Source organism: Salmonella sp. SAL00672 (genome assembly GCF_046552175.1).
Classification (GTDB): domain Bacteria; phylum Pseudomonadota; class Gammaproteobacteria; order Enterobacterales; family Enterobacteriaceae; genus Salmonella; species Salmonella enterica.
This window is the reverse complement of the sequence record NZ_JBGDUQ010000001.1, coordinates 346,872-368,783: the sequence shown is the minus strand read 5'-3', so window position 1 is coordinate 368,783 and position 21,912 is coordinate 346,872. Positions and strand designations below refer to the sequence as shown.

General features: G+C 51.7%; 21 protein-coding genes. 12 read left to right on the top strand and 9 right to left on the bottom strand.

The window, feature by feature from the left end:
• Positions 1 to 111: 111 nt before the first annotated feature.
• Positions 112 to 1,299: an efflux MFS transporter YdeE gene (gene ydeE / locus ACLJTG_RS01935; RefSeq protein WP_001068056.1), complete on the top strand. Its 1,188-nt coding sequence runs from the start codon at positions 112 to 114 to the stop codon at positions 1,297 to 1,299.
• A 247-nt stretch (positions 1,300 to 1,546) separates the two neighbouring features.
• Positions 1,547 to 1,642 (top strand): protein MgtS, encoded by a 96-nt coding sequence (gene mgtS, locus ACLJTG_RS01930; RefSeq protein WP_000901531.1) that lies wholly within the window; start codon positions 1,547 to 1,549, stop codon positions 1,640 to 1,642.
• Between the two features lie 346 nt (positions 1,643 to 1,988).
• Here the strand turns inward: mgtS and ACLJTG_RS01925 are convergent, their stop codons facing one another.
• The gene (locus ACLJTG_RS01925; protein ID WP_000776348.1) at positions 1,989 to 2,381 is read right to left on the bottom strand and encodes a YdeI family stress tolerance OB fold protein; all 393 of its coding nucleotides are present in this window, start codon (positions 2,379 to 2,381) and stop codon (positions 1,989 to 1,991) included.
• A gap of 426 nt (positions 2,382 to 2,807) precedes the next feature.
• Here ACLJTG_RS01925 and ACLJTG_RS01920 point away from each other — a divergent pair, with 426 nt between their 5' ends.
• Positions 2,808 to 3,335 carry a 2-oxo-tetronate isomerase gene (locus ACLJTG_RS01920; protein ID WP_001235357.1) on the top strand — a complete coding sequence of 176 codons (528 nt, stop codon included), beginning with the start codon at positions 2,808 to 2,810 and terminating at the stop codon, positions 3,333 to 3,335.
• Positions 3,336 to 3,454: 119 nt separating this feature from the next.
• Here the strand turns inward: ACLJTG_RS01920 and ACLJTG_RS01915 are convergent, their stop codons facing one another.
• Positions 3,455 to 3,637, bottom strand: a complete 183-nt coding sequence (locus ACLJTG_RS01915) for a general stress protein (RefSeq protein WP_000807642.1) — start codon at positions 3,635 to 3,637, stop codon at positions 3,455 to 3,457.
• Between the two features lie 344 nt (positions 3,638 to 3,981).
• The gene (gene dcp, locus ACLJTG_RS01910) at positions 3,982 to 6,024 is read right to left on the bottom strand and encodes a peptidyl-dipeptidase Dcp (RefSeq protein ID WP_000106262.1); all 2,043 of its coding nucleotides are present in this window, start codon (positions 6,022 to 6,024) and stop codon (positions 3,982 to 3,984) included.
• A gap of 138 nt (positions 6,025 to 6,162) precedes the next feature.
• Between dcp and ydfG the strand changes: the two genes are divergently transcribed.
• The 3 genes from ydfG (at position 6,163) to ydfZ (ending at position 8,100) form a co-directional block, all read left to right on the top strand.
• Positions 6,163 to 6,909 carry a bifunctional NADP-dependent 3-hydroxy acid dehydrogenase/3-hydroxypropionate dehydrogenase YdfG gene (gene ydfG, locus ACLJTG_RS01905; RefSeq protein ID WP_000636564.1) on the top strand — a complete coding sequence of 249 codons (747 nt, stop codon included), beginning with the start codon at positions 6,163 to 6,165 and terminating at the stop codon, positions 6,907 to 6,909.
• A gap of 129 nt (positions 6,910 to 7,038) precedes the next feature.
• Positions 7,039 to 7,725 carry a GntR family transcriptional regulator gene (locus ACLJTG_RS01900; RefSeq protein WP_000215563.1) on the top strand — a complete coding sequence of 229 codons (687 nt, stop codon included), beginning with the start codon at positions 7,039 to 7,041 and terminating at the stop codon, positions 7,723 to 7,725.
• Positions 7,726 to 7,896: 171 nt separating this feature from the next.
• Positions 7,897 to 8,100, top strand: a complete 204-nt coding sequence (ydfZ, locus tag ACLJTG_RS01895) for a putative selenium delivery protein YdfZ (RefSeq protein ID WP_000989267.1) — start codon at positions 7,897 to 7,899, stop codon at positions 8,098 to 8,100.
• A gap of 66 nt (positions 8,101 to 8,166) precedes the next feature.
• On the opposite strand, the gene ACLJTG_RS01890 is transcribed toward ydfZ, so the two are convergent.
• From ACLJTG_RS01890 to ACLJTG_RS01870, 5 genes are all read right to left on the bottom strand, one after another.
• Positions 8,167 to 9,633, bottom strand: a complete 1,467-nt coding sequence (locus ACLJTG_RS01890; RefSeq protein ID WP_079951432.1) for a mannitol dehydrogenase family protein — start codon at positions 9,631 to 9,633, stop codon at positions 8,167 to 8,169.
• 143 nt (positions 9,634 to 9,776) lie between these two features.
• A complete protein-coding gene (locus ACLJTG_RS01885; RefSeq protein ID WP_023237916.1) occupies positions 9,777 to 11,156 on the bottom strand; it encodes an MFS transporter in 1,380 nt (459 codons plus the stop codon).
• A 53-nt stretch (positions 11,157 to 11,209) separates the two neighbouring features.
• Positions 11,210 to 12,229 (bottom strand): Zn-dependent oxidoreductase, encoded by a 1,020-nt coding sequence (locus tag ACLJTG_RS01880; RefSeq protein WP_079951433.1) that lies wholly within the window; start codon positions 12,227 to 12,229, stop codon positions 11,210 to 11,212.
• A gap of 10 nt (positions 12,230 to 12,239) precedes the next feature.
• Positions 12,240 to 13,454 carry a starvation-sensing protein RspA gene (rspA, locus tag ACLJTG_RS01875; RefSeq protein ID WP_000706269.1) on the bottom strand — a complete coding sequence of 405 codons (1,215 nt, stop codon included), beginning with the start codon at positions 13,452 to 13,454 and terminating at the stop codon, positions 12,240 to 12,242.
• Between the two features lie 121 nt (positions 13,455 to 13,575).
• The gene (locus ACLJTG_RS01870) at positions 13,576 to 13,902 is read right to left on the bottom strand and encodes a YnfA family protein (protein WP_000921389.1); all 327 of its coding nucleotides are present in this window, start codon (positions 13,900 to 13,902) and stop codon (positions 13,576 to 13,578) included.
• Positions 13,903 to 14,054: 152 nt separating this feature from the next.
• Here ACLJTG_RS01870 and ACLJTG_RS01865 point away from each other — a divergent pair, with 152 nt between their 5' ends.
• Together ACLJTG_RS01865 and speG are read left to right on the top strand one after the other, a co-directional pair.
• Positions 14,055 to 14,396, top strand: coding sequence for a DUF1283 family protein (locus tag ACLJTG_RS01865; RefSeq protein WP_001066440.1), 342 nt, complete (start codon positions 14,055 to 14,057; stop codon positions 14,394 to 14,396).
• 35 nt (positions 14,397 to 14,431) lie between these two features.
• Positions 14,432 to 14,992, top strand: a complete 561-nt coding sequence (gene speG / locus ACLJTG_RS01860) for a spermidine N1-acetyltransferase (RefSeq protein ID WP_000199997.1) — start codon at positions 14,432 to 14,434, stop codon at positions 14,990 to 14,992.
• Between the two features lie 40 nt (positions 14,993 to 15,032).
• Here the strand turns inward: speG and ACLJTG_RS01855 are convergent, their stop codons facing one another.
• On the bottom strand, positions 15,033 to 15,743 hold the full coding sequence (locus ACLJTG_RS01855; RefSeq protein ID WP_011264284.1) for a YnfC family lipoprotein: 711 nt from the start codon (positions 15,741 to 15,743) through the stop codon (positions 15,033 to 15,035).
• Positions 15,744 to 15,846: 103 nt separating this feature from the next.
• Between ACLJTG_RS01855 and ACLJTG_RS01850 the strand changes: the two genes are divergently transcribed.
• The 4 genes from ACLJTG_RS01850 (at position 15,847) to dmsB (ending at position 21,912) form a co-directional block, all read left to right on the top strand.
• Positions 15,847 to 16,155: a DUF1161 domain-containing protein gene (locus ACLJTG_RS01850; protein WP_000975516.1), complete on the top strand. Its 309-nt coding sequence runs from the start codon at positions 15,847 to 15,849 to the stop codon at positions 16,153 to 16,155.
• A 156-nt stretch (positions 16,156 to 16,311) separates the two neighbouring features.
• Positions 16,312 to 18,750, top strand: a complete 2,439-nt coding sequence (gene ynfE, locus ACLJTG_RS01845) for a selenate/tellurate reductase subunit YnfE (RefSeq protein WP_001117604.1) — start codon at positions 16,312 to 16,314, stop codon at positions 18,748 to 18,750.
• Between the two features lie 98 nt (positions 18,751 to 18,848).
• The gene (ynfF, locus tag ACLJTG_RS01840; protein WP_021000324.1) at positions 18,849 to 21,284 is read left to right on the top strand and encodes a selenate/tellurate reductase subunit YnfF; all 2,436 of its coding nucleotides are present in this window, start codon (positions 18,849 to 18,851) and stop codon (positions 21,282 to 21,284) included.
• 10 nt (positions 21,285 to 21,294) lie between these two features.
• Positions 21,295 to 21,912, top strand: coding sequence for a dimethylsulfoxide reductase iron-sulfur subunit DmsB (gene dmsB, locus ACLJTG_RS01835; RefSeq protein ID WP_000213069.1), 618 nt, complete (start codon positions 21,295 to 21,297; stop codon positions 21,910 to 21,912).

Below are 21,912 nucleotides of genomic sequence, written 5' to 3'. Positions count from 1 at the left end.
ATCCTGCGTTATGGTATGTTAAGACTACGCTATAGCGTATAGACATCATGCTTTTGCGGGCACGGTAGATTAAAACGTCCCGATACGTAACCTCCATTTCAGGCAGGAAAAATGAATCCAGGATTGAGACGTTCGACGTTGGCTCTACTCGCCTCATCGCTGTTATTGACAATTGGACGCGGCGCCACGCTCCCCTTTATGACCATCTATCTTAACCGTCAGTACGGTTTAGGCGTGGATCTGATTGGCTACGCGCTGACCAGCGCGTTAACGATTGGCGTCGTCTTTAGTCTTGGCTTTGGGATTCTGGCGGACAAGTTTGATAAAAAGCGCTACATGTTACTCGCGATTATCGCCTTCGCCTGCGGATTTATCGCCATCCCAATGGTGCATAATGTCGTACTGGTTGTCCTGCTTTTTGCGCTTATTAACTGCGCCTATTCGGTTTTTTCTACCGTCCTGAAGGCCTGGTTCGCCGATAATCTCACCGCGACAACAAAAACACGGATTTTTTCGCTCAACTATACCGTACTCAATATCGGCTGGACGGTTGGCCCGCCGCTCGGCACGCTGCTGGTGATGCAAAGCATCAATTTACCCTTCTGGCTTGCCGCCATCTGCTCCGCATTTCCGCTGGTCTTTATTCAGGTATGGGTGACACGTTCGGTTGCCGCCAGCGAGGGGAAAAATGCCGCTATCTGGTCTCCCTCCGTTCTGCTGCGCGACAAAGCATTATTGTGGTTTACGCTTTCGGCATTTCTGGCATCCTTTGTGGGGGGCGCCTTTGCGTCCTGTATTTCACAGTACGTTATGGTCGTTGCCGATAGCGGCTTCGCGGAAAAAGTGGTAGCCGTCGTCCTGCCGGTTAATGCGGTTATTGTGGTCAGTTTGCAATACGCCGTGGGCCGTCGACTTACCGCCGTCAATATTCGACCAATGATGACGACCGGCACCGTCTTTTTTATCGCCGGGCTCATCGGATTTATTTTTTCAGGCGACAATCTGTTTTTTTGGGGGCTTTCAGCGGCAGTATTCACGATTGGCGAAATTATTTATGCCCCCGGCGAATATATGTTAATTGACAACATTGCGCCTGCCGGGATGAAAGCCAGCTATTTTTCAGCGCAATCGCTGGGCTGGCTGGGTGCGGCGGTAAACCCGCTGGCCAGCGGCGTCATCCTGACGACGCTTCCCGCCTGGTCGCTTTTCGTTGTCCTGATAATCGCCATTGTGTTCGCCTGGGCACTGATGTTAAAAGGAATGCGGATTACCCCTACGCAGCAGGCTATCACCTGTTAATTATCTGCAGCCAGTGATGTGCGCAGTTTCTGGCGCACTGGGTTAACCCTATATATTGCAGGCTAATTATCTGCTGTCATTGCGGTAATTCAGGAATATTCCTGGGCGCTGACGAAAATATTCTAATGCTTTACCCTTCCAGTAAAATAAATACGCAATTCAGACTTTGCTTAAGTATAAATTAGTACTATAGTCTGTACGAGGTTTTTTAAAAAAGAGGATGCACACTAAAATAAGGAGAAACGAGATGTTAGGCAGTATTAACCTTTTTATCGTTGTATTAGGAATTATTTTATTTTCCGGATTTCTGGCCGCCTGGTTCAGTCACAAATGGGATGATTAATGAACGGAGATAATCCCTCGCAGAGCCGGCCCCTTGCTGCATCGTTGCGCAAGGGGCCGCTTTTGTCTGGATGGCAGGCAAAAAAAACCGCCGGTTCACCAGCGGTAAATGCTTGCATGGATAGATTTGTGTTTTGCTTATACGCTACCGGGCAAATTCTTGCGAGGATAACGGATCGCTAACGACTGTAGCACCGTCAATATCAATGAAGCTTAAACGATACGCAACCAGACCTGAATAAGACATTATGGGACCTTTTGTCCCCCAGGCGCTTTTACAAGACCCATGGTATCAGGCCAGCCGCATGCCCCGTATGGCTGACCTGGAGATTGCCGGTTAGCGCGCGTTATTTTTGCAGTCGGTTCACGCGAACAAGCGGTTCCTTCGCTTTCTTGTCCAGACTACCGTTAATGTTGATCATTTGATCCGGCTGAACTTCCCGCCCATCAAATACGGCGGAAGGAATTATCACGTTAATCTCGCCGGATTTATCACGAAATACATAGCGATCGTCGCCTTTATGATCAATAAGGTTGCCGCGCAGCGAAACGGTCGCGCCATCATGCAGGGTTTTTGCCTGTTCGATGGTCATTTTTTCTGCATCATCCGTACCGCGATAACCATCCTCAATAGCATGAGGCGGCGGCGGTGCCACGTCTTTTTTTAATCCCCCTTGATCATCCGCTAGCGCGTAAGGCATTATCAGAAAACTTAAAAATGCAGCCACCTGTAGTTTCATGCTCTCTCCTTAATAACGTCTATTTGACGTATTAAGTCTGGCCGCTATTTTTAGTTTTTACAAACATGAATTTACCCGCAGAATATTAAGCAATAAAATCAACCCATCCGGATTAATATGCAACCGATATCAGCGCCGGTGAGCGCGAAAGCGTAACGGCGTAATAGTTAACTTGCCACATAGCTGAAGTCATATGCATCAACGTCTGGATAGCAATTCAGAATAATCGGCTTTATTTTTTGAGGATAATGGCCTTACGCATAATCAATGACAGTCATCGCCGTAAGAAAGTAAGCAAGTTATGGAACAGCGGGTTTGTTGGTAACTGGATAAAATAATCATTCACTGCCAATGTCATAAAATAAATATGCCATACTTGAGAAGAACGAACATATTTCATTTGTCTCTGTAACGGAAAAATAAACGATGAGATTAGAACAGCACGATATTGTCACCCTTGATGAAGCCGAATCCGTCGATAGCCTGACAAAAAAACTTGGTGATTTACTGGTTAACCAGAAACTCCGTCTGACCACTGCAGAATCCTGCACTGGCGGGAAACTGGCTTCAGCATTGTGCGCAGCAGAAGATACGCCCTCATTTTACGGTGTGGGTTATGTCACCTTTACTGATGAAGCCAAAGCAAAAATCTTACGCGTACAACGCCACAGTCTTGCCGAACATACCGCCGTCAGCGAAGCGGTCGTTACTGAAATGGCACAGGGCGCTAAGGATCAGGCTGAGGTCAATATCAGCATAGCAATCAGCGGCTATGGCGGTCCGGAAGGCGGCGAAGATGGCACGCCGGCGGGCACAGTTTGGTTTGCCTGGAATATTAACAATACAACTTTTACAAGCCGACAACATTTCAACGGAGATTGTCAGGAAGTATTGGAAAAATGCGTACGCTTCGCCCTCGCTGAATTGCTTTTTCTGTTAACGAAGAAAGCATAAACAATAATTTCATCTGACCGGTCAGAACAACTCCCGGTCAGAATAAAAAAATGCGAGCCTATGGCCCGCATCGTATGTGCAATATTTCAGAATATATTTACGAAATATCAGGAGTAAAATTAATTGCCGGATTTCCGTCCGCCACTGTGGCTATTCTGGCCACCTTTTTTACCCGCTTCAGATGCACGTTGTGGGTCGTTTTTAAAGTTCCCACCACTATGCTGGCCGCCTTTACGACCTGCTTCTGAGGCTTTCTCTTTATCTTCTGCAAAATTACCGGAACCGCCGCGATGTTCTGCCATAATATAATCCTCATGATGATGTTGCGTTTTAAATATGATATGTCTTCTCATATCATGTGATACAGTTCTAAATCTAGTCGCCCTGTGCGCAGTGTCAAATTCATTTCTGCATTATTTACATAATACCACCACATGGCGGAAAATATATTTTTTGAAAACATCAACAGCGAAGCGGTAATAAATCTTTGGCAATCAAGCCACCACGAGAAAATAAGTAGAAAAATCCGAATGCACACCCTTGTTATATTCAGACAATTTAACCCCATAAATTTAACTGGCTGTCATCAGAAGTGCAGGATTCATTTTCAGGCGGTTGTTCGACAGTGCCGAACAACCGTATCAGCTTAGCGATCGAGCCCACGATATTGCAACATGGGGTCAATATGCGGTTCATGTCCACGCCAGTCTGAATAAAGCGTTTCTAAATCAGTACTATTCCCCCGGGAAAGGATAGCATCACGAAAACGCTGCCCGTTTTCACGCGTCAGGCCGCCCTGCTCTACAAACCATTGATAACCGTCATCCGCTAACATTTGCGTCCAAAGATAGGCGTAGTATCCCGCTGCGTAGCCGCCGCCGAAGATATGGGCAAAATAACTGCTGCGATAGCGGGGCGGCACCGCCGGTAAATCAAGATGCTCGGCGGCCAGCGCCTGCTGCTCGAACTCAGCGACAGACTGCTCTGCTACGCTCTCCTCCAGCATATGCCAGCGCATATCCAGCAATGCGGCGCCGAGCAATTCAGTCATATCGTAACCTTTATTAAATAAACTCGCCTTGCGCATTTTTTCCTGTAAATCAGCAGGCATTTTTTCACCGCTGTCGACATGACGCGCGTAGCGTTCGAACACACGTGGATGGCTCGCCCAATGCTCATTAATCTGGGAGGGAAACTCGACAAAGTCGCGGGGCGTATTGGTACCTGAAAGCGTGGCATAGCGCTGGACGGCAAACAAACCATGTAACGTATGACCAAACTCATGGAAGAGCGTAATAACGTCGTCCCAAAGCAGTAATGCAGGCTGCCCATCAACCGGTTTCTGATAGTTACATACATTGTATATAACGGGCCGGGTTTCATTGAGTGTGGATTGCTCAACAAAATTCCCCATCCACGCGCCGCCGCTTTTCGAGTCCCGCGCGAAGAAGTCGCCATAAAATAACGCCATGCCGACACCATCGGAGTCGAAAATCTCCCACACCCGAACATCAGGGTGATACACCGGAATGTCAAAACGCTCGACGAAGGTGATGCCGAATAGCTGGTTGGCGGTCCAGAAAACCCCCTCTTGCAACACCGTATTTAAGGCAAAATAGGGCTTCAGTTGCGCTTCATCTAACGCATATTTTTCCCGCCGTACCTGTTCGGCATAGAACATCCAGTCCCAGGCCTGAACGGTGTAGCCGCCCTGCTCACCATCAATGACGTTCTGAATTTCCGCCTGTTCATTGAGTACACGCTGACGCGCTGGCGGCACAATGCCACGCATAAAGCTCAGTGCGGCTTGCGGCGTTTTCGCCATCTGATCGGCCATTTTCCATGCGGCATAATTGGGGAAACCCAGCAGTTTTGCCTGACAGCGACGAATCTCTACCAGACGCTGAACGATAGCGCGGGTATCGTGGGCATCTCCTTTTTCCGCCCGAGTCCATGACGCTGCGAATAAATTTTCGCGGGTCTGGCGATCGCGCAGCGTAGCAAGCGCAGGCTGTTGCGTCGTATTAAGGAGCGGAATGAACCAACGCTCCTCCAGGCCTTTTTCACGCGCCGCTTCAGCAGCGACGGTCATTTCTTCCGGGCTTAATCCTGCCAGGCAATGCGCGTCATCGACCGCCAGCCCGCCCGCTTTACTTGCCGCCAGCAGACGCTGATTAAACTGACTCATTAGGGTCGCGGATTCAGTATTCAATACTTTCAGTCGCGCTTTATCCTCTTCGGCAAGCTGCGCGCCTGCCAACACAAAACGCTGATGGATAACATCGACCAACCGTAGCGACTCATCATCCAGCCCCAGTGAGTGACGCTGTTGCCAGACGGCATCCACGCGAGCGAATAACGCGCTATTCAGATAAATATCGTTGGAGAGCGCCGCCAGCTCGGCAGAAAAGGCCTCATCCAACCGCTGGAGTTCATCGTTAGTGTGCGCGGCCGTCATCGCGAAAAAAACGCTGGTGACGCGTGACAGAAGCGCCCCGCTTTGCTCCAGCGCCAGAAGCGTATTCGTAAAATCAGGGGCCGCCGGATGATTGACGATGGCCTCGATTTCCACGCGTTTTTGCCGCACGCCCTCATCAAAAGCAGGACGATAATGGCAATCTTTGATCCGATCAAAACGCGGTGCCTGATAGGGCAACATACTCTGGTCTAACAAAGGATTCGTCGACATTTTTCACTCCTGAAAATAGGTTGATCATAAGAGTAAGCTTCCCCCTAGGCTGACCGCAACCGTGTTAACCAGGATTACCCTTTCATAAACGCCGCGTGCTATGGTAATACAACACAAAAAGCGTTGAGGAACTGTGTGATGATCGTTTTAGTAACTGGAGCAACCGCAGGGTTTGGCGAGTGCATTGCACGCCGTTTTGTTGAGAATGGACATAAAGTCATTGCCACGGGACGTCGTCATGAACGCCTGCAAGCGTTAAAAGATGAGCTTGGCGAGAACGTATTGACCGCCCAACTGGACGTGCGCAACCGCGCGGCCATCGAAGAGATGATGGCCTCTCTGCCTGCGCAGTGGCGCGATATTGATGTGCTGGTCAATAACGCCGGTCTGGCGCTGGGTCTTGAACCGGCGCATAAAGCCAGCGTAGAAGACTGGGAAACTATGATCGATACTAATAATAAAGGCTTAATTTATATGACCCGCGCCGTGCTGCCAGGAATGGTCGAACGTAATCGCGGTCATATCATTAACATCGGTTCAACCGCCGGCAGTTGGCCTTATGCTGGTGGCAACGTCTATGGCGCGACGAAAGCCTTTGTGCGCCAGTTTAGCCTGAATTTGCGCACGGATTTACACGGCACGGCGGTTCGCGTGACCGACATTGAACCGGGTCTGGTTGGCGGTACCGAGTTTTCCAGCGTCCGTTTCAAAGGCGACGATGAGAAAGCGGGTAAAACCTACGAAAATACCACCGCGCTCACGCCAGAAGACATTACCGAAGCGGTATGGTGGGTGGCCACACTCCCCGCGCATGTGAATATTAATACCGTTGAAATGATGCCTGTTACCCAATCCTTCGCAGGGCTCAGCGTCCACCGTAGCTAAGGGGTTATACCCGGTCTGCGGGCCGGGTAATCCCTGGCAAACGTATCTGCAACCAGAAACATGATCGGTATAGACCACCACGGAAAAGTGGTAGAGTATCCGGGTCAACCGCCTAAAAAGTAAGAATGAATGACCGTCGAAACGCAGCTTAACCCTACACAGCCTGTCAACCAGCAAATTTACCGTATTCTTCGGCGTGATATCGTGCATTGTCTTATCCCGCCTGGCACGCCGCTATCAGAAAAAGAGGTCTCAACCCGTTTTAACGTTTCGCGTCAACCGGTGCGCGAGGCTTTTATAAAGCTGGCGGAAAATGGGTTGATTCAGATCCGCCCTCAGCGCGGTAGTTATGTGAATAAGATTTCGCTTTCTCAGGTACAGAATGGCTGCTTTGTTCGGCAGGCGATCGAATGTGCGGTGGTCCGCCGTGCGGCGGCGATGATCACCGACAACCAGTGCTATCAACTGGCGCAAAACCTGCACCTGCAACATATTGCCATCGAGCGCAAACAGATTGATGATTTTTTCCAGCTTGATGACGATTTCCACCAAAAGCTGGCGCAGATCGCCGATTGCCAGTTAGCGTGGGATACCATTGAAAATATCAAAGCGACAATCGACCGGGTTCGCTATATGAGTCTGGATCATGTTTCTCCGCCGGAGATGTTGTTGCGCCAGCACCATGATATTTTCTCCGCGCTGGAAAATCGTGACGGCAATGCGGTTGAGAGCGCAATGACCCAACATTTGCAGGAAATTAGCGAATCCGTCCAGCTTATTCGTCAGGAAAACAGCGGCTGGTTTAGCGAAGAGTAACTCCCTTTAACGTCGGGGTGAGACGCCTTCTCACCCTGCACATTCCCGCCTAAAAAGCCGTGAGCTTGATCAAAAACAAAAAAAATTCGCAACGATAAGCGTATTTATATGTCGCCCTTCATGCGGGGAAACCTGCGGGCTTTGGCTGTAAGTTTGAAAGGAGAAAACACCATGATGACATACGATCGTAACCGTAACGCAATCACTACCGGTAGCCGGGTCATGATAAGCGGCACGGGTCATACCGGGATTATCAAAGCCATTGAGAGCGAAGGTCTGGATGCAGGTCAAATTCGCCGCGGCAAAACGGTGATTGTCGAAGGTTGTGAAGGTAAATTCGCGCCGGTCGAACTGATTCGTCTTGGCATGAACTGATACCACTGGCCGCTAAGAACCGCTCCGGCCTTCCCGGTAGCATAATGCTACCGGGTCTCTGTTGCGCTACTTCAACCGCTCGGCATATTTCGCCACGCTCGCTTTCGCGCCATATGTCAGTAAACTGTCATAGGCTTCTTGCACTTTTTGCGTAAACCGCGCCGCCTGCGGCAAATCGTTGCCGAAAATTTCAGCCATTCCCAGCAGCGCCTTAACACGACTGGCGCCTTCTTCACTGTTTGCCACGGCGCGCTGAATAACCGGCAATAGCGGATCGCTAATGTCGATGGCCTTGCCCTGTTCATCCACGCCGCCAACGTAACGCATCCACCCCGCTACGCCCAGCGCCAGCAAATCAAAATCGCTATGATTAGCAAGATGCCAGCGAACGGAGTCCAGCATACGCTGCGGAAGTTTCTGGCTGCCATCCATCGCAATCTGCCAGGTACGATGACGCAGCGCCGGATTACGGTAACGCGCAATCAACTGATCGGCATAACGCTGTAAATCTACCCCCTGGACTTTCAGCGTGGACGCCTGCTCGCGTAACATTAACGCCTGCGCGGTCAGACGATAGTTGTCGTCAGCCATGCAGTCATTAATATGCTGATAGCCGGCAAGATACCCCAGATAAGCCAGGAATGAATGACTGCCGTTAAGCATTCGCAGTTTCATCTCTTCAAACGGAACCACGTCGGCGACCAACGTCGCGCCCGCGTTTTCCCACAGCGGACGACCCGCCACAAACGTATCTTCTATCACCCACTGACGAAACGGTTCGCAGGCGACGCCCGCCGGATCGCGCACGCCGGTCAGTTGTTCGATTTTATCCAGCGTCTCCGGCGTGACCGCAGGGACAATCCGATCAACCATCGTTGACGGAAATGTCACGTTTTGCTCGATCCATATCGCCAGTTCCGCATCCACCTCCCGGGCGTAAGCCGTCACAACCTGACGCGTCACATGCCCATTTTCCGGCATGTTATCGCAGGACATCACGGTAAATGCCGGTAAGCCTGCGGCTTTACGACGCGCTAACGCTTCGACAATAATACCCGGTGCCGTTAGCGGTTGATGCGGATTTTGCAGGTCGGCGGCAATCATGGGATGTTCCAGCAGAAGTTGGCCCGTGGCTGGCGAATGACAATACCCTTTCTCGGTAATGGTCAGAGACACAATCGCTATTTGCGGTTCGCACATCGCCGCCAGCACACGTTCTAGACCATCAACCTGGACATGCAACGCCGCTTTGACGACGCCCACCACACGCGCCGTCCAGGCTTCCGCCGACATCTCCGCCACGGTATAGAGGTTATCCTGCTGCTTTAGATCGGCAATCTGCTGTTCGCCGCCAATAAGATTAACCTCATAATAGCCCCAGTCGCTATGCTGCTCCGCAGCCAGAATATCTGTGTAAACCCCCTGATGCGCGCGATGAAACGCGCCAAAACCGAGATGGACCATCCGCGCCGCCAGCGCCGCGCGATCGTAATCAGGAAGCGTCGCCTTTGCCGATAAAAGCCTGTTTTGCATTTTATAACCTCTATATTCTGAAAGCGGAGCAGTCGCAGAGTAACGCCTGCCCTGGTGCATTTGGATTTACACTGATTAAACAAAAGTGACCGGACAGCATGGCCGAAACCGCATTAGCGTTCCGGCCATACCGTCGACACGATTTAACTCGTCTGGGTTGCGGAGTGGCGTAACTTCTCTGCCGCTGTCGCTTCCGCCGCATCCTCAGGCAGACTCAGGTCGCGATCTCTGACCTCCGGCATCAACAGCGCAGAAATCAGACCAATACACGAGTAGAACACCAGCATAATTAAGATGGGCAGCCAGGAATCGGTCATGTTACAAAAGATCCCTGCGAGGACGGGGCCAAAGCCAACCGCCACCAGCCCCCCAGCCTCTTTTGAAATCGCCATCCGGGTGAAGCGATTACGCGATCCGAAAATTTCCGCCATGGTGATGTTTTCCAGCGCAAATAATCCCAGCACGGCAAAGTTATGAATAACAATGAGCGCTGCCATAATAACGCCAGGGCTATACGTTTTATCTACCACAATAGACAGCATCGGCCAGGCGAGAATAATCGCGGAGATATTCAATATTATATACGGCAGCCGACGGCCGTATTTATCGGACAACCACCCTAATAGTGGGATAGTGATAAAACCAATTACGGAACTTATCATTAACGCATCGGTTGGGATAGATTTGTTAAATAATAACGTCTGAACTAAATATCCGGCAAGGAAGGTTTGAATAAGTCCGGAATTCCCCGCTTGTCCAAAACGTAAACCTGTGGCCAGCCAGAAAGATTTGCTGGTAAACATCGCGCCCAATGTATTTTCTGACGCAGGCGTTAACGCTGGCGATTTTTCACCTTCGCTTACTTTTTCGAATACCGGACTTTCTTTCAGATTCATTCGCAGCCAGATCGCGAATATCATAACAACGACGCTCGCCAGGAAAGGAATACGCCATCCCCAGGCGATCAGTTGTTCGCGTTCAAGCGCAAAGAACATCACCGCCCAGATCGCCGTCGCGCTCAACGTACCGCAATTGGTGCCCATCGCGACCAGCGAGGAAATGATGCCACGCTTTCCTTTCGGCGCATACTCGGCCAGCATGGTACCCGCGCCGGAAATTTCCGCCCCGGCGCCCAGCCCCTGTATAATTCGCAATGTTACCAGTAATACTGGCGCAAAAATGCCGATTTGCGCATACGTCGGCAGTACGCCAATCAGCGTGGTGCAGATCCCCATCATGGTGATAGTAATAAACAATACTTTTTTTCGTCCGATGCGGTCGCCCATTTTACCAAAAACAAAGGCGCCGATAATTCTGGCTATATAACCTGCACCATAGGTGCCCATTGCCAGAATAAGCGCCATCGCGGCAGACTGTTCCGGGAAAAATATCTCATGGAAGACCAGAGCCGCGCCTAGTGAATATAACTGAAAATCCATAAATTCAAGCGCGGTGCCTAACCAGCCAGATACGGCAGCGCGCACTAAATCCTGAGTCGATCGTTCATGCTTTATTTGTGTCATATAGGCAATCTCTAAGAGGTAAGATGCGTACCACTTACTCGCAATTATTTATATTATTTCACAAACGTGAGTAAGACTTTGCAGCATTGACGCTGGTCTTTCTCGAAAAGCTCAATCGCGTCGGTGACATGTTGATAATCAAATGTATGCGTTATCAGCTTATCCGGATCAATAAGCCCTTTATTCAGCCAGTCAATCACGACCGGGAATTTATTGGCATTAAGACGCGATGAATAAATAGCCAGCTCTTTTCCGGTAATACCCTGCTGTACAATCTCACACGGGTCGCTGGAAAATCCCATCAGGACAATGCGTGCCGCAGACGATGCAAGTGTAATCGCCTCTTGCAGGATCGCGGGATGACAGGCGGCATCGACAATCAAGGTCGGCTTTAGCGCCTTCTGCTGTAGAAATTCCGCCAGTGAATGTTGACCATTATTGAGGGTCCAGTCAGCGCCGCTCTGCTTCGCCATCGCTAAACGCTCTTCAATGCGATCAACGACTATGACCGTTTTAACCTGATAAACCCCCTTCAGCGCCTGTACGGTCGTCAGTCCCATCGGGCCTGCGCCATAGATAAGCGCCACGTCCTGCTCGGTCGGATTCACTTGTCCCGTCACATTTGCCGCAATGGTAAACGGCTCAACCATGACGGCATGATGATCTGCGATGTTGTCCGGTATGCGATGAGCATTACGGGCCGGCGCCACCGCATACTCGCTGAAACCGCCGTCACGATGCACGCCCAGCACCACCAGCGAGGTACACACATTGGGTTTACCGACTGAACAAGGGTAACAATGCCCGCAACTGATCACCGGATCGACGGATACCCGTTCTCCTATCCGATCGTGATTGACGTTGTCGCCTACCGCGTCGATGACACCGAAAAATTCATGGCCTATGACACGGGGATATTTTGCAAAGGGATTATGTCCCCGATAAATATGACTGTCGGAACCGCAGATACCCGCCAGTTTCACTTTAATGCGAACTTCGCCCGGCGCAGGCTGCGGAAGCGCGCGCGTTTCGATAGTTAATGTATTCGGTTTTTCGATTACGATGCTTTTCATTTTTCGTTCCTTACCAGTTCCACAGTGTGCCGTCTTCCAGGCGGGCCACCGGCAAATAGGCTGGATCGTACGGATATTTCGCCGCCAGTTTTTCATCGAACTCAATGCCCAGTCCTGGCTTGTCGCCCGGATGCATATAGCCGCCCTCGAACGTCCAGTTATGCGGGAAAACCTCCAGCATCTGTTCGGAGTAGCCCATAAACTCCTGCACACCAAAGTTAGGCACCCACAGGTCGAAATGTAATGCAGCGGCCATACAAACCGGCGACAGATCGGACGGCCCATGCGAACCGGTACGCACCTGGTAGAGCGAGGCAAAATCAGCAATGCGGCGCATCCCGGTAATACCACCGGCATGGGTAAGCGTGGTGCGGATATAGTCAATCAATTGCTCTTCAATGAGCTGTTTGCAATCCCAGATACTGTTAAAGACTTCGCCTACGGCAATCGGCGTGACCGTATGCTGGCGGATGAGGCGGAAGCACGCCTGATTTTCAGCCGGCGTCGGGTCTTCCATCCAGAACAAACGATAGTCTTCAATACTTTTGCCAAAGCGGGCAGCCTCAATAGGCGTCAGTCGGTGATGCATATCGTGCAGAAGATGTTCATTAAACCCGAACGTATTACGCACGGCGTCAAACAGCTTTGGCGTAAAATCGAGATACTTTTCCGTTGACCACAATTGTTCTTCCGGCCACTGGCCTTTTGTCGCGGGCTCATAGGCCAGCCCCTTGCCTTTCGCCATGCCGTAGGTGGTTTTCATTCCCGGAACGCCGCACTGCACGCGGATTGCTTTGAACCCTTGCTCTTTATGACGCGCGTAGTCTTCCAGCACATCGTCGATGGTGTGGCCTGTGGTATGGCAATACACCATGACGCCTTCACGCGAAGCGCCGCCGAGTAACTGATACAACGGCATATTGGCGGCTTTGGCTTTAATATCCCATAGCGCCATATCAACCGCGGAAATGGCGGACATGGTGACAGGGCCACGGCGCCAGTACGCGCCTTTGTAGAAGAACTGCCAAATATCTTCGATGCGGCGAGCATCCCGCCCGATGAGCTGTGGGCACAGGTGATCGGTAAGGTACGAGGCCACCGGGAGCTCGCGTCCGTTCAGGGTGGCATCCCCCAGACCGGTGATCCCGTCTTCCGTGGTTATCTTTAAGGTGACGAAGTTACGCCCTGGACACGTAACAAAAACTTCAGCCCCTACAATCTTCATTTTTATTCCTTACATCGCATTATGGGATGCAGGAAATTTACCCAACTGAGCTACTACCATACAAGTATATTGATGTAAAAAGCGCTGCCAGATCACAAAATGTTCTGGTCGCGCGGCAATGTTACGTACGTCCCCATCCGACGACGATAATCAGCATTCCACACAGCGCGATCAGCGCGCCGCACCAGTCATAAACCGTGAGCCGGACGCCATCGACAACACGTAACCACAGGAGCGCAGTACAGACATATACCCCACCGTAAGCCGCATAAACCCGCCCACTCGCCGCCGGATGCAAGGTCAAAAGCCAGACGAATAACGCAAGTGACGCAGCGGCGGGCAGAAGCCACCACACGCTGGCGCCGCGCTTAAGCCATAGCCAGGGAAGAAAACATCCAATGATTTCACAGAGGGCGGTGACAAAGAAAAGCAGAGTCGTCTTTAGCATGAGATTCATTTGGTTACGAAATGATAAGTGATAATACAACAGAATATCGTTACGGTTATCCGGCCATTCTTGTGTATATGCCAGGCATAAGGATTGGTGTAGAATTTACAGGTGGTTTACCGCTTTTTCCCCTCTAATGAAAGGATGTTGTGATGAACAATACGCTGAGCAAACGCCTGTGCCTGACGGCAATGCTTACGTTGGCGGCCGTTGTATATACTACTTCCGCATTCGCTGAAACCAGTAAACTGGTGATTGAATCGGGAGATAGCGCACAAAGTCGTCAGGAAGCGGCGATGGAAAAGGAACAATGGAACGACACTCGCAGTCTGCGCCAGAAAGTGAATACCCGCGCAGAAAAAGAGTGGGACAAAGCCGATGCCGCCTTTGATAACCGCGATAAATGCGAGCAAAGCGCCAACATCAACGCCTATTGGGAGCCCAATACGCTGCGGTGTCTGGATCGTCGTACAGGTCGCGTTATTACGCCCTGATGCAGGATAACTAAAAGGAAGTGTAAGGATACAGTATGACAAGTGACTACAAGGTCAGACTGCGCCCGCTTGAGCGTGAAGATTTACGATTTGTCCACCAGCTTGATAATAATGCCAGCGTTATGCGTTACTGGTTTGAAGAGCCGTATGAGGCTTTTGTCGAACTGTCGGATCTCTACGACAAACACATCCACGACCAAAGCGAACGGCGCTTTGTCGTCGAATGCGACGGTGAAAACGCCGGGCTGGTAGAACTGGTGGAAATTAACCATGTGCATCGGCGGGCGGAATTTCAGATTATTATCTCGCCGGAGTACCAGGGAAAAGGCCTGGCGTCACGCGCGGCCAAACTGGCGATGGATTACGGATTTACCGTACTCAATCTCTATAAATTGTATTTGATCGTCGATAAAGAGAATGAAAAAGCGATTCACATCTACCGTAAACTCGGGTTTAGAGTAGAAGGCGAGCTGATTCATGAGTTCTTCATTAACGGCGAATACCGTAACACCATCCGCATGTGTATCTTCCAGCAGCAGTATCTGGATGAACATAAAACGTCCGGTTCTACGCTCCTGAAACCCACCGCGCAGTAAACGCGGCGCGGTAGTCACGGAGAGTCGCACCGCGCCCGGTTTAGTAGTAATCGATACGATTTTTAATGGTGTAATGGTGGGACACTGCCGGCTTAACGCTCTCATCGACGATAACAAGCCGGCAGTCAACAGGGTTCGCGTACGCATCATATTCGCAGCTCTGTGTGACGTTGCCGACCTGTCGATCATCCACCCGGCTGACTGCCGTGTAATCCAGCTTTTTACGCGGGTCTGCGGAGGGTTTTGCCGTCACAGAGAGCGTATTCTGCGAGTTTATGGTTGTCTTACCTAGCGGATAGCCTTCGCTATCATAGCGATACTCGACTTTCATCTCTTTGCCCGTCGCCGATACCACAAAACCGTTGTCGTCCGTTTCCCAGGTCACGCCCGCCGAAGGCAACGCCGCCAGCTGGCACTTCCCCTGTAACTGCACCTTTTTTTCCAGCGTCTGAGCATCCCGGTAATAATTGGCATCCAGCACGAGCGCCAGCTCCGTATTATTCTCCAGATCGTGTAACTCAAGCGTATCAAAACAGCCTTCTTGTGAAAGCGTACCGGTGACCTGCTTCGCCACTTCGCCATTCTCACTCATCAATGTCTGGCTGAAATCCTTTACCGGACCACGTAATGGATCAAAATCAAATTCGTTCGAAAAACTGGCCATTTCCGGCGTAAAAGACTCAAGGGATTTCGGGTTATCACAACCTGCCAGTATCATGCACAATAACGTCAGTAAAAGAGGTTTCTTCACACGTGTCACCAGGATGAAAAGATATTTATCATCATATTAGCAAATACAGTTATTTACACGAAAAATGCTAAGCTTAGAACATCGTCATTAATCACAGGAGTTCATGATGAAAATCGCAACTGCAATAGCCGCTCTGGCGTTAGTTAGCGCCCCCTCGCTGGTGATGGCGGCACCGGGATCGTGCGAGAGAGTAAAAAGCGATATTGAACAACGTATCATCAATAACGGCGTGCCGGCGGATAATTTTACGCTCACTATCGTTCCTAACGACCAGGCCGATCAGCCGGACTCACAGGTGGTGGGCCATTGCGCGAACGACACGCATAAAATTCTTTATACCCGCACCAGCAGCGGCAATGCGCCAGCCAATACCTCTCCCGCTCAGGACGGTTCATCCGCCGAACCGCAATAACCTCCTCCTGCCCTCCGGGTCCGGAGGGTAACGCTCTTTGACATGGATTAATAATCCTTACTCCCAAAGGGGTAAACTCATTACATCATTAGCATGTTAATAATTTCGTTATAGTTATCAATATATAGCGAAATAATAACGACAATGGAGTGAGTGATGCCCGGAGAAAAGCAACAAACAGGCGTTAGCCGCAGGACGTTAGTGAAATCAGCGGCGCTTGGCTCACTGGCGCTGGCTGCCGGAGGCGTATCTTTACCGTTTGGGATGCGTACCGCGGCCGCGGCGGTGCAGCAGGCTATGCGCAACGAAGAAGATAAAATCGTCTGGGGCGCCTGTTCGGTCAACTGCGGCAGTCGCTGCGCCCTGCGTCTGCATGTAAAAGATAATGAAGTCTGGTGGGTTGAAACTGATAACACTGGCGACGATGTCTACGGCAATCATCAGGTTCGCGCCTGCCTGCGGGGCCGTTCAATCCGTCGGCGTATTAACCATCCGGATCGCCTTAACTATCCCATGAAACGCGTTGGCCGCCGCGGCGAAGGCAAATTTGAACGCATTAGCTGGCAGGAAGCACTGGACACCATTAGCGCCAGCCTGAAAAAGACCGTAGAGACCTACGGCAATGAAGCCGTTTATATCCACTATTCATCCGGCATCGTAGGCGGCAACATAACCCGCTCGTCGCCTGCCGCCTCGCCGGTGAAGCGTTTGATGAACTGCTACGGCGGTTCGTTGAATCAATACGGCTCATACAGTACCGCGCAAATTTCTTGCGCCATGCCCTACACCTATGGTTCCAACGACGGCAACAGCACATCTGATATCGAAAACAGTAAACTGGTGGTCATGTTCGGCAATAATCCGGCTGAAACACGCATGAGCGGCGGCGGCATTACCTGGTTTCTGGAGCAAGCGCGTGAACGCTCAAATGCGCGCATGATCGTGATAGATCCGCGCTATACCGATACCGCTGCCGGACGTGAAGACGAGTGGATACCGATTCGCCCCGGCACCGACGCCGCGCTGGTGGCGGGAATTGCCTGGGTATTAATTAACGAAAATCTCGTTGACCAGCCTTTTCTCGACAACTATTGCATCGGCTACGATGAAAAGACCCTTCCGGCTGACGCGCCCCCCAATGGCCATTATAAGGCTTATATTTTGGGCCAGGGCGAGGACGGTATCGCCAAAACGCCGCAGTGGGCATCACACATTACCGGCATCCCCGCCGATCGGATTATCAAACTGGCGCGCGAGATAGGCAGCGTCAAGCCGGCCTACATCTGTCAGGGTTGGGGCCCGCAGCGTCAGGCGAACGGCGAACAAACCGCTCGCGCCATCGCCATGTTACCGATTCTGACCGGCAACGTCGGCATTCATGGCGGTAATAGCGGCGCACGCGAATCCACTTACACCATTACCATTGAACGTCTGCCGGTCCTGGAGAATCCCGTTAAAACCGCTATCTCCTGCTTTAGCTGGACGGACGCCATTGCGCGCGGCCCGGAAATGACCGCCCTGCGCGACGGCGTACGCGGCAAAGATAAGCTGGATGTCCCGATCAAATTTCTATGGAACTACGCTGGCAACACCCTGATTAATCAGCATTCGGATATTAATAAAACCCATGAAATTCTTCAGGATGAAGCAAAATGCGAAATGATTGTGGTCATCGACAATTTTATGACCTCTTCCGCGAAGTACGCCGATATTTTACTGCCGGATCTCATGACCGTCGAACAGGAAGATATCATCCCCAATGATTACGCCGGCAATATGGGATATCTGATTTTTATCCAACCGGCGACGACGCCTAAGTTCGAGCGCAAGCCCATCTACTGGGTACTCAGCGAAATCGCCAGACGCCTCGGCGACGATGTGTATCAGCGGTTTACCGAAGGCCGTACCCAGGCGCAATGGCTGCAATATCTGTACGCCAAAATGCAGGCAAGAGATCCGGCATTGCCCGCGTATGACGATCTAAAAAAAATGGGCATCTATAAACGTAAAGATCCCAACGGCCATTTTGTCGCCTATAAAAAATTTCGTGAAGATCCGCAGGCCAATCCGTTAAAAACGCCGTCCGGTAAAATCGAAATCTACTCAAGCAAACTCGCTCACATCGCCAGTACCTGGGAGCTGGCGGAAGGCGACGTGATAAGCCCACTGCCGATTTATACCCCTACTTTTGAAGGATGGGACGATCCGAAGCGGAGCACCTTCCCGCTACAGCTGTTTGGCTTTCACTATAAATCCCGTACCCATTCAAGCTACGGCAATATTGATGTTCTGCAGGCCGCCTGTCGCCAGGAGGTGTGGATAAATCCGCTCGATGCGCAAAAACGCGGTATCGCGAATGGCGATAAGGTTCGCGTCTTTAACGATCGTGGAGAGGTGCGTCTACCCGCCAAAGTCACGCCGCGTATTCTGCCGGGCGTCAGCGCGATGGGTCAGGGCGCATGGCATAATGCGGATATGGCTGGCGATAAAATTGACCACGGCGCCTGCATCAATACGCTCACGACGCTGCGTCCTTCCCCCCTGGCAAAAGGGAATCCTCAACATACAAATCTGGTGGAAATCGAAAAAATCTAAGCCGCCTGCTCCGGGACGTTTTTACGCGCCCGGAGCTCCCCGTTTTGCGAACACAACAACATTTAAAACTCTTTTTTGGATGAGCATAGTGAGCTGTTATGAAAATCACCAACCCTGAGGCATTAATGGCGGCCAGTATCAGCCGACGAAGCCTGGTGAAAACCTCCGCTATCGGTAGCCTTGCGCTTGCCAGTAGCGCTTTCACCCTTCCGTTCTCCCGCATCGCCCACGCCGCAGCAGACCTCGCATCTGGCAATGTGGCAGAAAAAGCGGTCTGGAGTTCATGTACCGTTAACTGCGGCAGCCGCTGCCTGCTGCGCCTGCACGTAAAAGATGACACCGTATATTGGGTTGAGTCGGATACCACGGGCAACGATGAATATGGCAACCATCAGGTACGCGCCTGCCTCCGCGGTCGTTCTATTCGTCGCCGGATGAATCATCCCGATCGCCTGAAATATCCGATGAAACGCGTTGGTAAACGAGGAGAAGGCAAATTCGAACGTATCAGTTGGGATGAAGCGTTGGATACCATCGGCGATAACCTGAAACGTATCCTCAAGGACTACGGCAACGAAGCGGTACATGTCCTTTACGGTACCGGCGTGGACGGCGGCAATATTACCAATTCTAACGTACCGTATCGCCTGATGAACGCCTGCGGCGGCTATCTCAGCCGTTACGGTAGCTACAGCACCGCCCAAATCAGCGCGGCCATGAGCTATATGTTCGGCGGCAACGACGGCAATAGTCCGGATGATATCGCCAATACAAAACTGGTGGTGATGTTTGGCAATAACCCCGCGGAAACACGTATGAGCGGCGGCGGCGTGACATACTATGTCGAACAAGCGCGCGAGCGCTCCAACGCCCGGATGATCGTCATTGACCCGCGTTATAACGACACTGCCGCCGGCCGCGAAGACGAGTGGCTGCCGATTCGCCCTGGTACCGATGGCGCGCTGGCGGCGGCAATCGCCTGGGTGCTGATTACCGAAGATCTTATTGATAAACCGTTTCTGGATAAATACTGCATCGGCTACGACGAAACCACTCTGCCCGCCTCGGCCCCGCGTAACGCGCACTATAAAGCCTATATTTTGGGTCAGGGCGACGACGGTATTGCTAAAACGCCGCAATGGGCCGCGCAGATTACCAGTATTCCGGCGGAAAAAATCATTCAACTGGCGCGGGAAATCGGCTCGGCGAAACCGGCTTACATTTGCCAGGGCTGGGGACCGCAACGCCACTCTAACGGGGAGCAGACCGCACGCGCAATCGCCATGCTGTCTGTACTCACCGGTAACGTCGGCATAAATGGCGGTAATTCCGGCGTGCGCGAAGGCACCTGGGATCTGGGCGTCGAATGGTTTTCTATGCTGGAGAACCCGGTAAAAACCCAGATTTCGGTCTTTACCTGGACCGACGCTATCGATCATGGCGCGGAAATGACCGCCACACGCGACGGCGTGCGGGGAAAAGACAAGCTCGACGTGCCGATCAAATTTTTGTGGTGCTACGCCAGTAATACGCTGATCAATCAGCATGGCGATATCGCCCACACCCACGAGGTGCTTCAGGACGACAGTAAATGTGAAATGATCGTCGGTATCGAGCACTTTATGACCGCGTCGGCAAAATATTGCGACATTCTGCTGCCTGATTTAATGCCGACCGAGCAGGAAGATCTGATTTCCCACGAATCCGCAGGCAATATGGGCTATGTCATTCTTGGTCAGCCCGCCACCTCGCCGAAATTTGAAAGAAAGCCCATTTACTGGACGCTCAGTGAAGTGGCTAAACGGCTTGGTCCGGACGTATACCAGACCTTCACAGAAGGCCGCACGCAGCATGAGTGGGTCAAATACCTGCACGCAAAAACCAAAGCGCGTAACCCGGAAATGCCGGATTACGAAGAGATGAAACAGACAGGGATTTTCAAGAAAAAATGCCCGGAGGAGCACTACGTCGCTTTCCGCGCCTTCCGCGAAGACCCTGCCGCCAACCCACTGAAAACGCCGTCCGGTAAAATCGAAATCTATTCCGAGCGTCTGGCAACCCTCGCCAACACGTGGGAGCTGAAGAAAGATGAGATTATCCATCCTTTACCCGCCTATACGCCAGGCTTTGACGGTTGGGACGATCCGCTTCGTCAGCGCTACCCGCTACAGCTAACCGGCTTCCACTATAAAGCGCGTACCCACTCCAGCTACGGCAATATCGACATCCTGCAACAGGCGTGTCCGCAGGAGATCTGGATCAACCCGATTGATGCGCAAGCGCGCGGCATTCAGCACGGCGACACCGTGCGGGTCTTTAACCAGAACGGACAGATGCTCATTCCGGCAAAAGTCACGCCGCGCATATTGCCTGGCGTCACCGCTATCGGCCAGGGCGCTTGGTTAAATGCCGATATGTTTGGCGACAAAATCGATCGCGGCGGCTCCATTAACATTCTGACGTCGCACCGGCCTTCCCCACTGGCGAAAGGTAATCCGTCACACAGTAATCTTGTTCAGGTTGAAAAGGCGTAAGGAGTAACCGATGACAACCCAGTATGGATTTTTTATTGATTCCAGTCGTTGCACCGGTTGCAAAACCTGCGAACTGGCCTGCAAGGACTACAAAGATTTGACCCCGGATGTCAGCTTCCGCCGCATTTATGAGTATGCGGGCGGTGACTGGCAGGAGGATAACGGCGTCTGGCACCAGAACGTGTTTGCCTATTATCTCTCCATTTCATGCAACCACTGCGAAGACCCGGCCTGTACCAAAGTCTGCCCGAGCGGCGCGATGCACAAGCGCGATGACGGTTTTGTGGTGGTGAACGAAGAGGTCTGTATCGGCTGCCGCTACTGCCACATGGCCTGCCCGTACGGCGCGCCGCAATACAACGCCGCCAAAGGTCATATGACCAAGTGCGACGGCTGTTATGACCGGGTGGCGGAAGGCAAAAAGCCGATTTGCGTCGAATCCTGCCCGCTGCGGGCGCTGGATTTCGGCCCGATAGACGAACTGCGTAAAAAACACGGTGAGCTGGCTGCCGTCGCGCCGCTGCCGCGCGCGCATTTCACGAAGCCGAATATTGTGATTAAACCCAACGCCAACAGCCGCCCGACCGGGGACACCACCGGTTATCTGGCCAATCCGAAGGAGGTATAA

Excerpts from the sequence above, each read along its gene's own strand:
- ydeE (WP_001068056.1), top strand. The coding sequence starts at position 112 with ATGAATCCAGGATTGAGACGTTCGACGTTGGCTCTACTCGCCTCATCG.
- ACLJTG_RS01850 (WP_000975516.1), top strand. The coding sequence starts at position 15,847 with ATGATGAAAATCGCAACTGCAATAGCCGCTCTGGCGTTAGTTAGCGCC.
- ACLJTG_RS01890 (WP_079951432.1), bottom strand. The coding sequence starts at position 9,633 with ATGCAAAACAGGCTTTTATCGGCAAAGGCGACGCTTCCTGATTACGAT.
- rspA (WP_000706269.1), bottom strand. The coding sequence starts at position 13,454 with ATGAAGATTGTAGGGGCTGAAGTTTTTGTTACGTGTCCAGGGCGTAAC.
- ACLJTG_RS01885 (WP_023237916.1), bottom strand. The coding sequence starts at position 11,156 with ATGACACAAATAAAGCATGAACGATCGACTCAGGATTTAGTGCGCGCT.
- speG (WP_000199997.1), top strand. The coding sequence starts at position 14,432 with ATGACAAGTGACTACAAGGTCAGACTGCGCCCGCTTGAGCGTGAAGAT.
- ACLJTG_RS01870 (WP_000921389.1), bottom strand. The coding sequence starts at position 13,902 with ATGCTAAAGACGACTCTGCTTTTCTTTGTCACCGCCCTCTGTGAAATC.
- ACLJTG_RS01920 (WP_001235357.1), top strand. The coding sequence starts at position 2,808 with ATGAGATTAGAACAGCACGATATTGTCACCCTTGATGAAGCCGAATCC.
- dcp (WP_000106262.1), bottom strand. The coding sequence starts at position 6,024 with ATGTCGACGAATCCTTTGTTAGACCAGAGTATGTTGCCCTATCAGGCA.
- ACLJTG_RS01925 (WP_000776348.1), bottom strand. The coding sequence starts at position 2,381 with ATGAAACTACAGGTGGCTGCATTTTTAAGTTTTCTGATAATGCCTTAC.
- ydfG (WP_000636564.1), top strand. The coding sequence starts at position 6,163 with ATGATCGTTTTAGTAACTGGAGCAACCGCAGGGTTTGGCGAGTGCATT.
- dmsB (WP_000213069.1), top strand. The coding sequence starts at position 21,295 with ATGACAACCCAGTATGGATTTTTTATTGATTCCAGTCGTTGCACCGGT.
- ACLJTG_RS01880 (WP_079951433.1), bottom strand. The coding sequence starts at position 12,229 with ATGAAAAGCATCGTAATCGAAAAACCGAATACATTAACTATCGAAACG.
- ACLJTG_RS01865 (WP_001066440.1), top strand. The coding sequence starts at position 14,055 with ATGAACAATACGCTGAGCAAACGCCTGTGCCTGACGGCAATGCTTACG.
- ynfE (WP_001117604.1), top strand. The coding sequence starts at position 16,312 with ATGCCCGGAGAAAAGCAACAAACAGGCGTTAGCCGCAGGACGTTAGTG.
- ydfZ (WP_000989267.1), top strand. The coding sequence starts at position 7,897 with ATGATGACATACGATCGTAACCGTAACGCAATCACTACCGGTAGCCGG.
- ACLJTG_RS01915 (WP_000807642.1), bottom strand. The coding sequence starts at position 3,637 with ATGGCAGAACATCGCGGCGGTTCCGGTAATTTTGCAGAAGATAAAGAG.
- ynfF (WP_021000324.1), top strand. The coding sequence starts at position 18,849 with ATGAAAATCACCAACCCTGAGGCATTAATGGCGGCCAGTATCAGCCGA.
- ACLJTG_RS01900 (WP_000215563.1), top strand. The coding sequence starts at position 7,039 with ATGACCGTCGAAACGCAGCTTAACCCTACACAGCCTGTCAACCAGCAA.
- mgtS (WP_000901531.1), top strand. The coding sequence starts at position 1,547 with ATGTTAGGCAGTATTAACCTTTTTATCGTTGTATTAGGAATTATTTTA.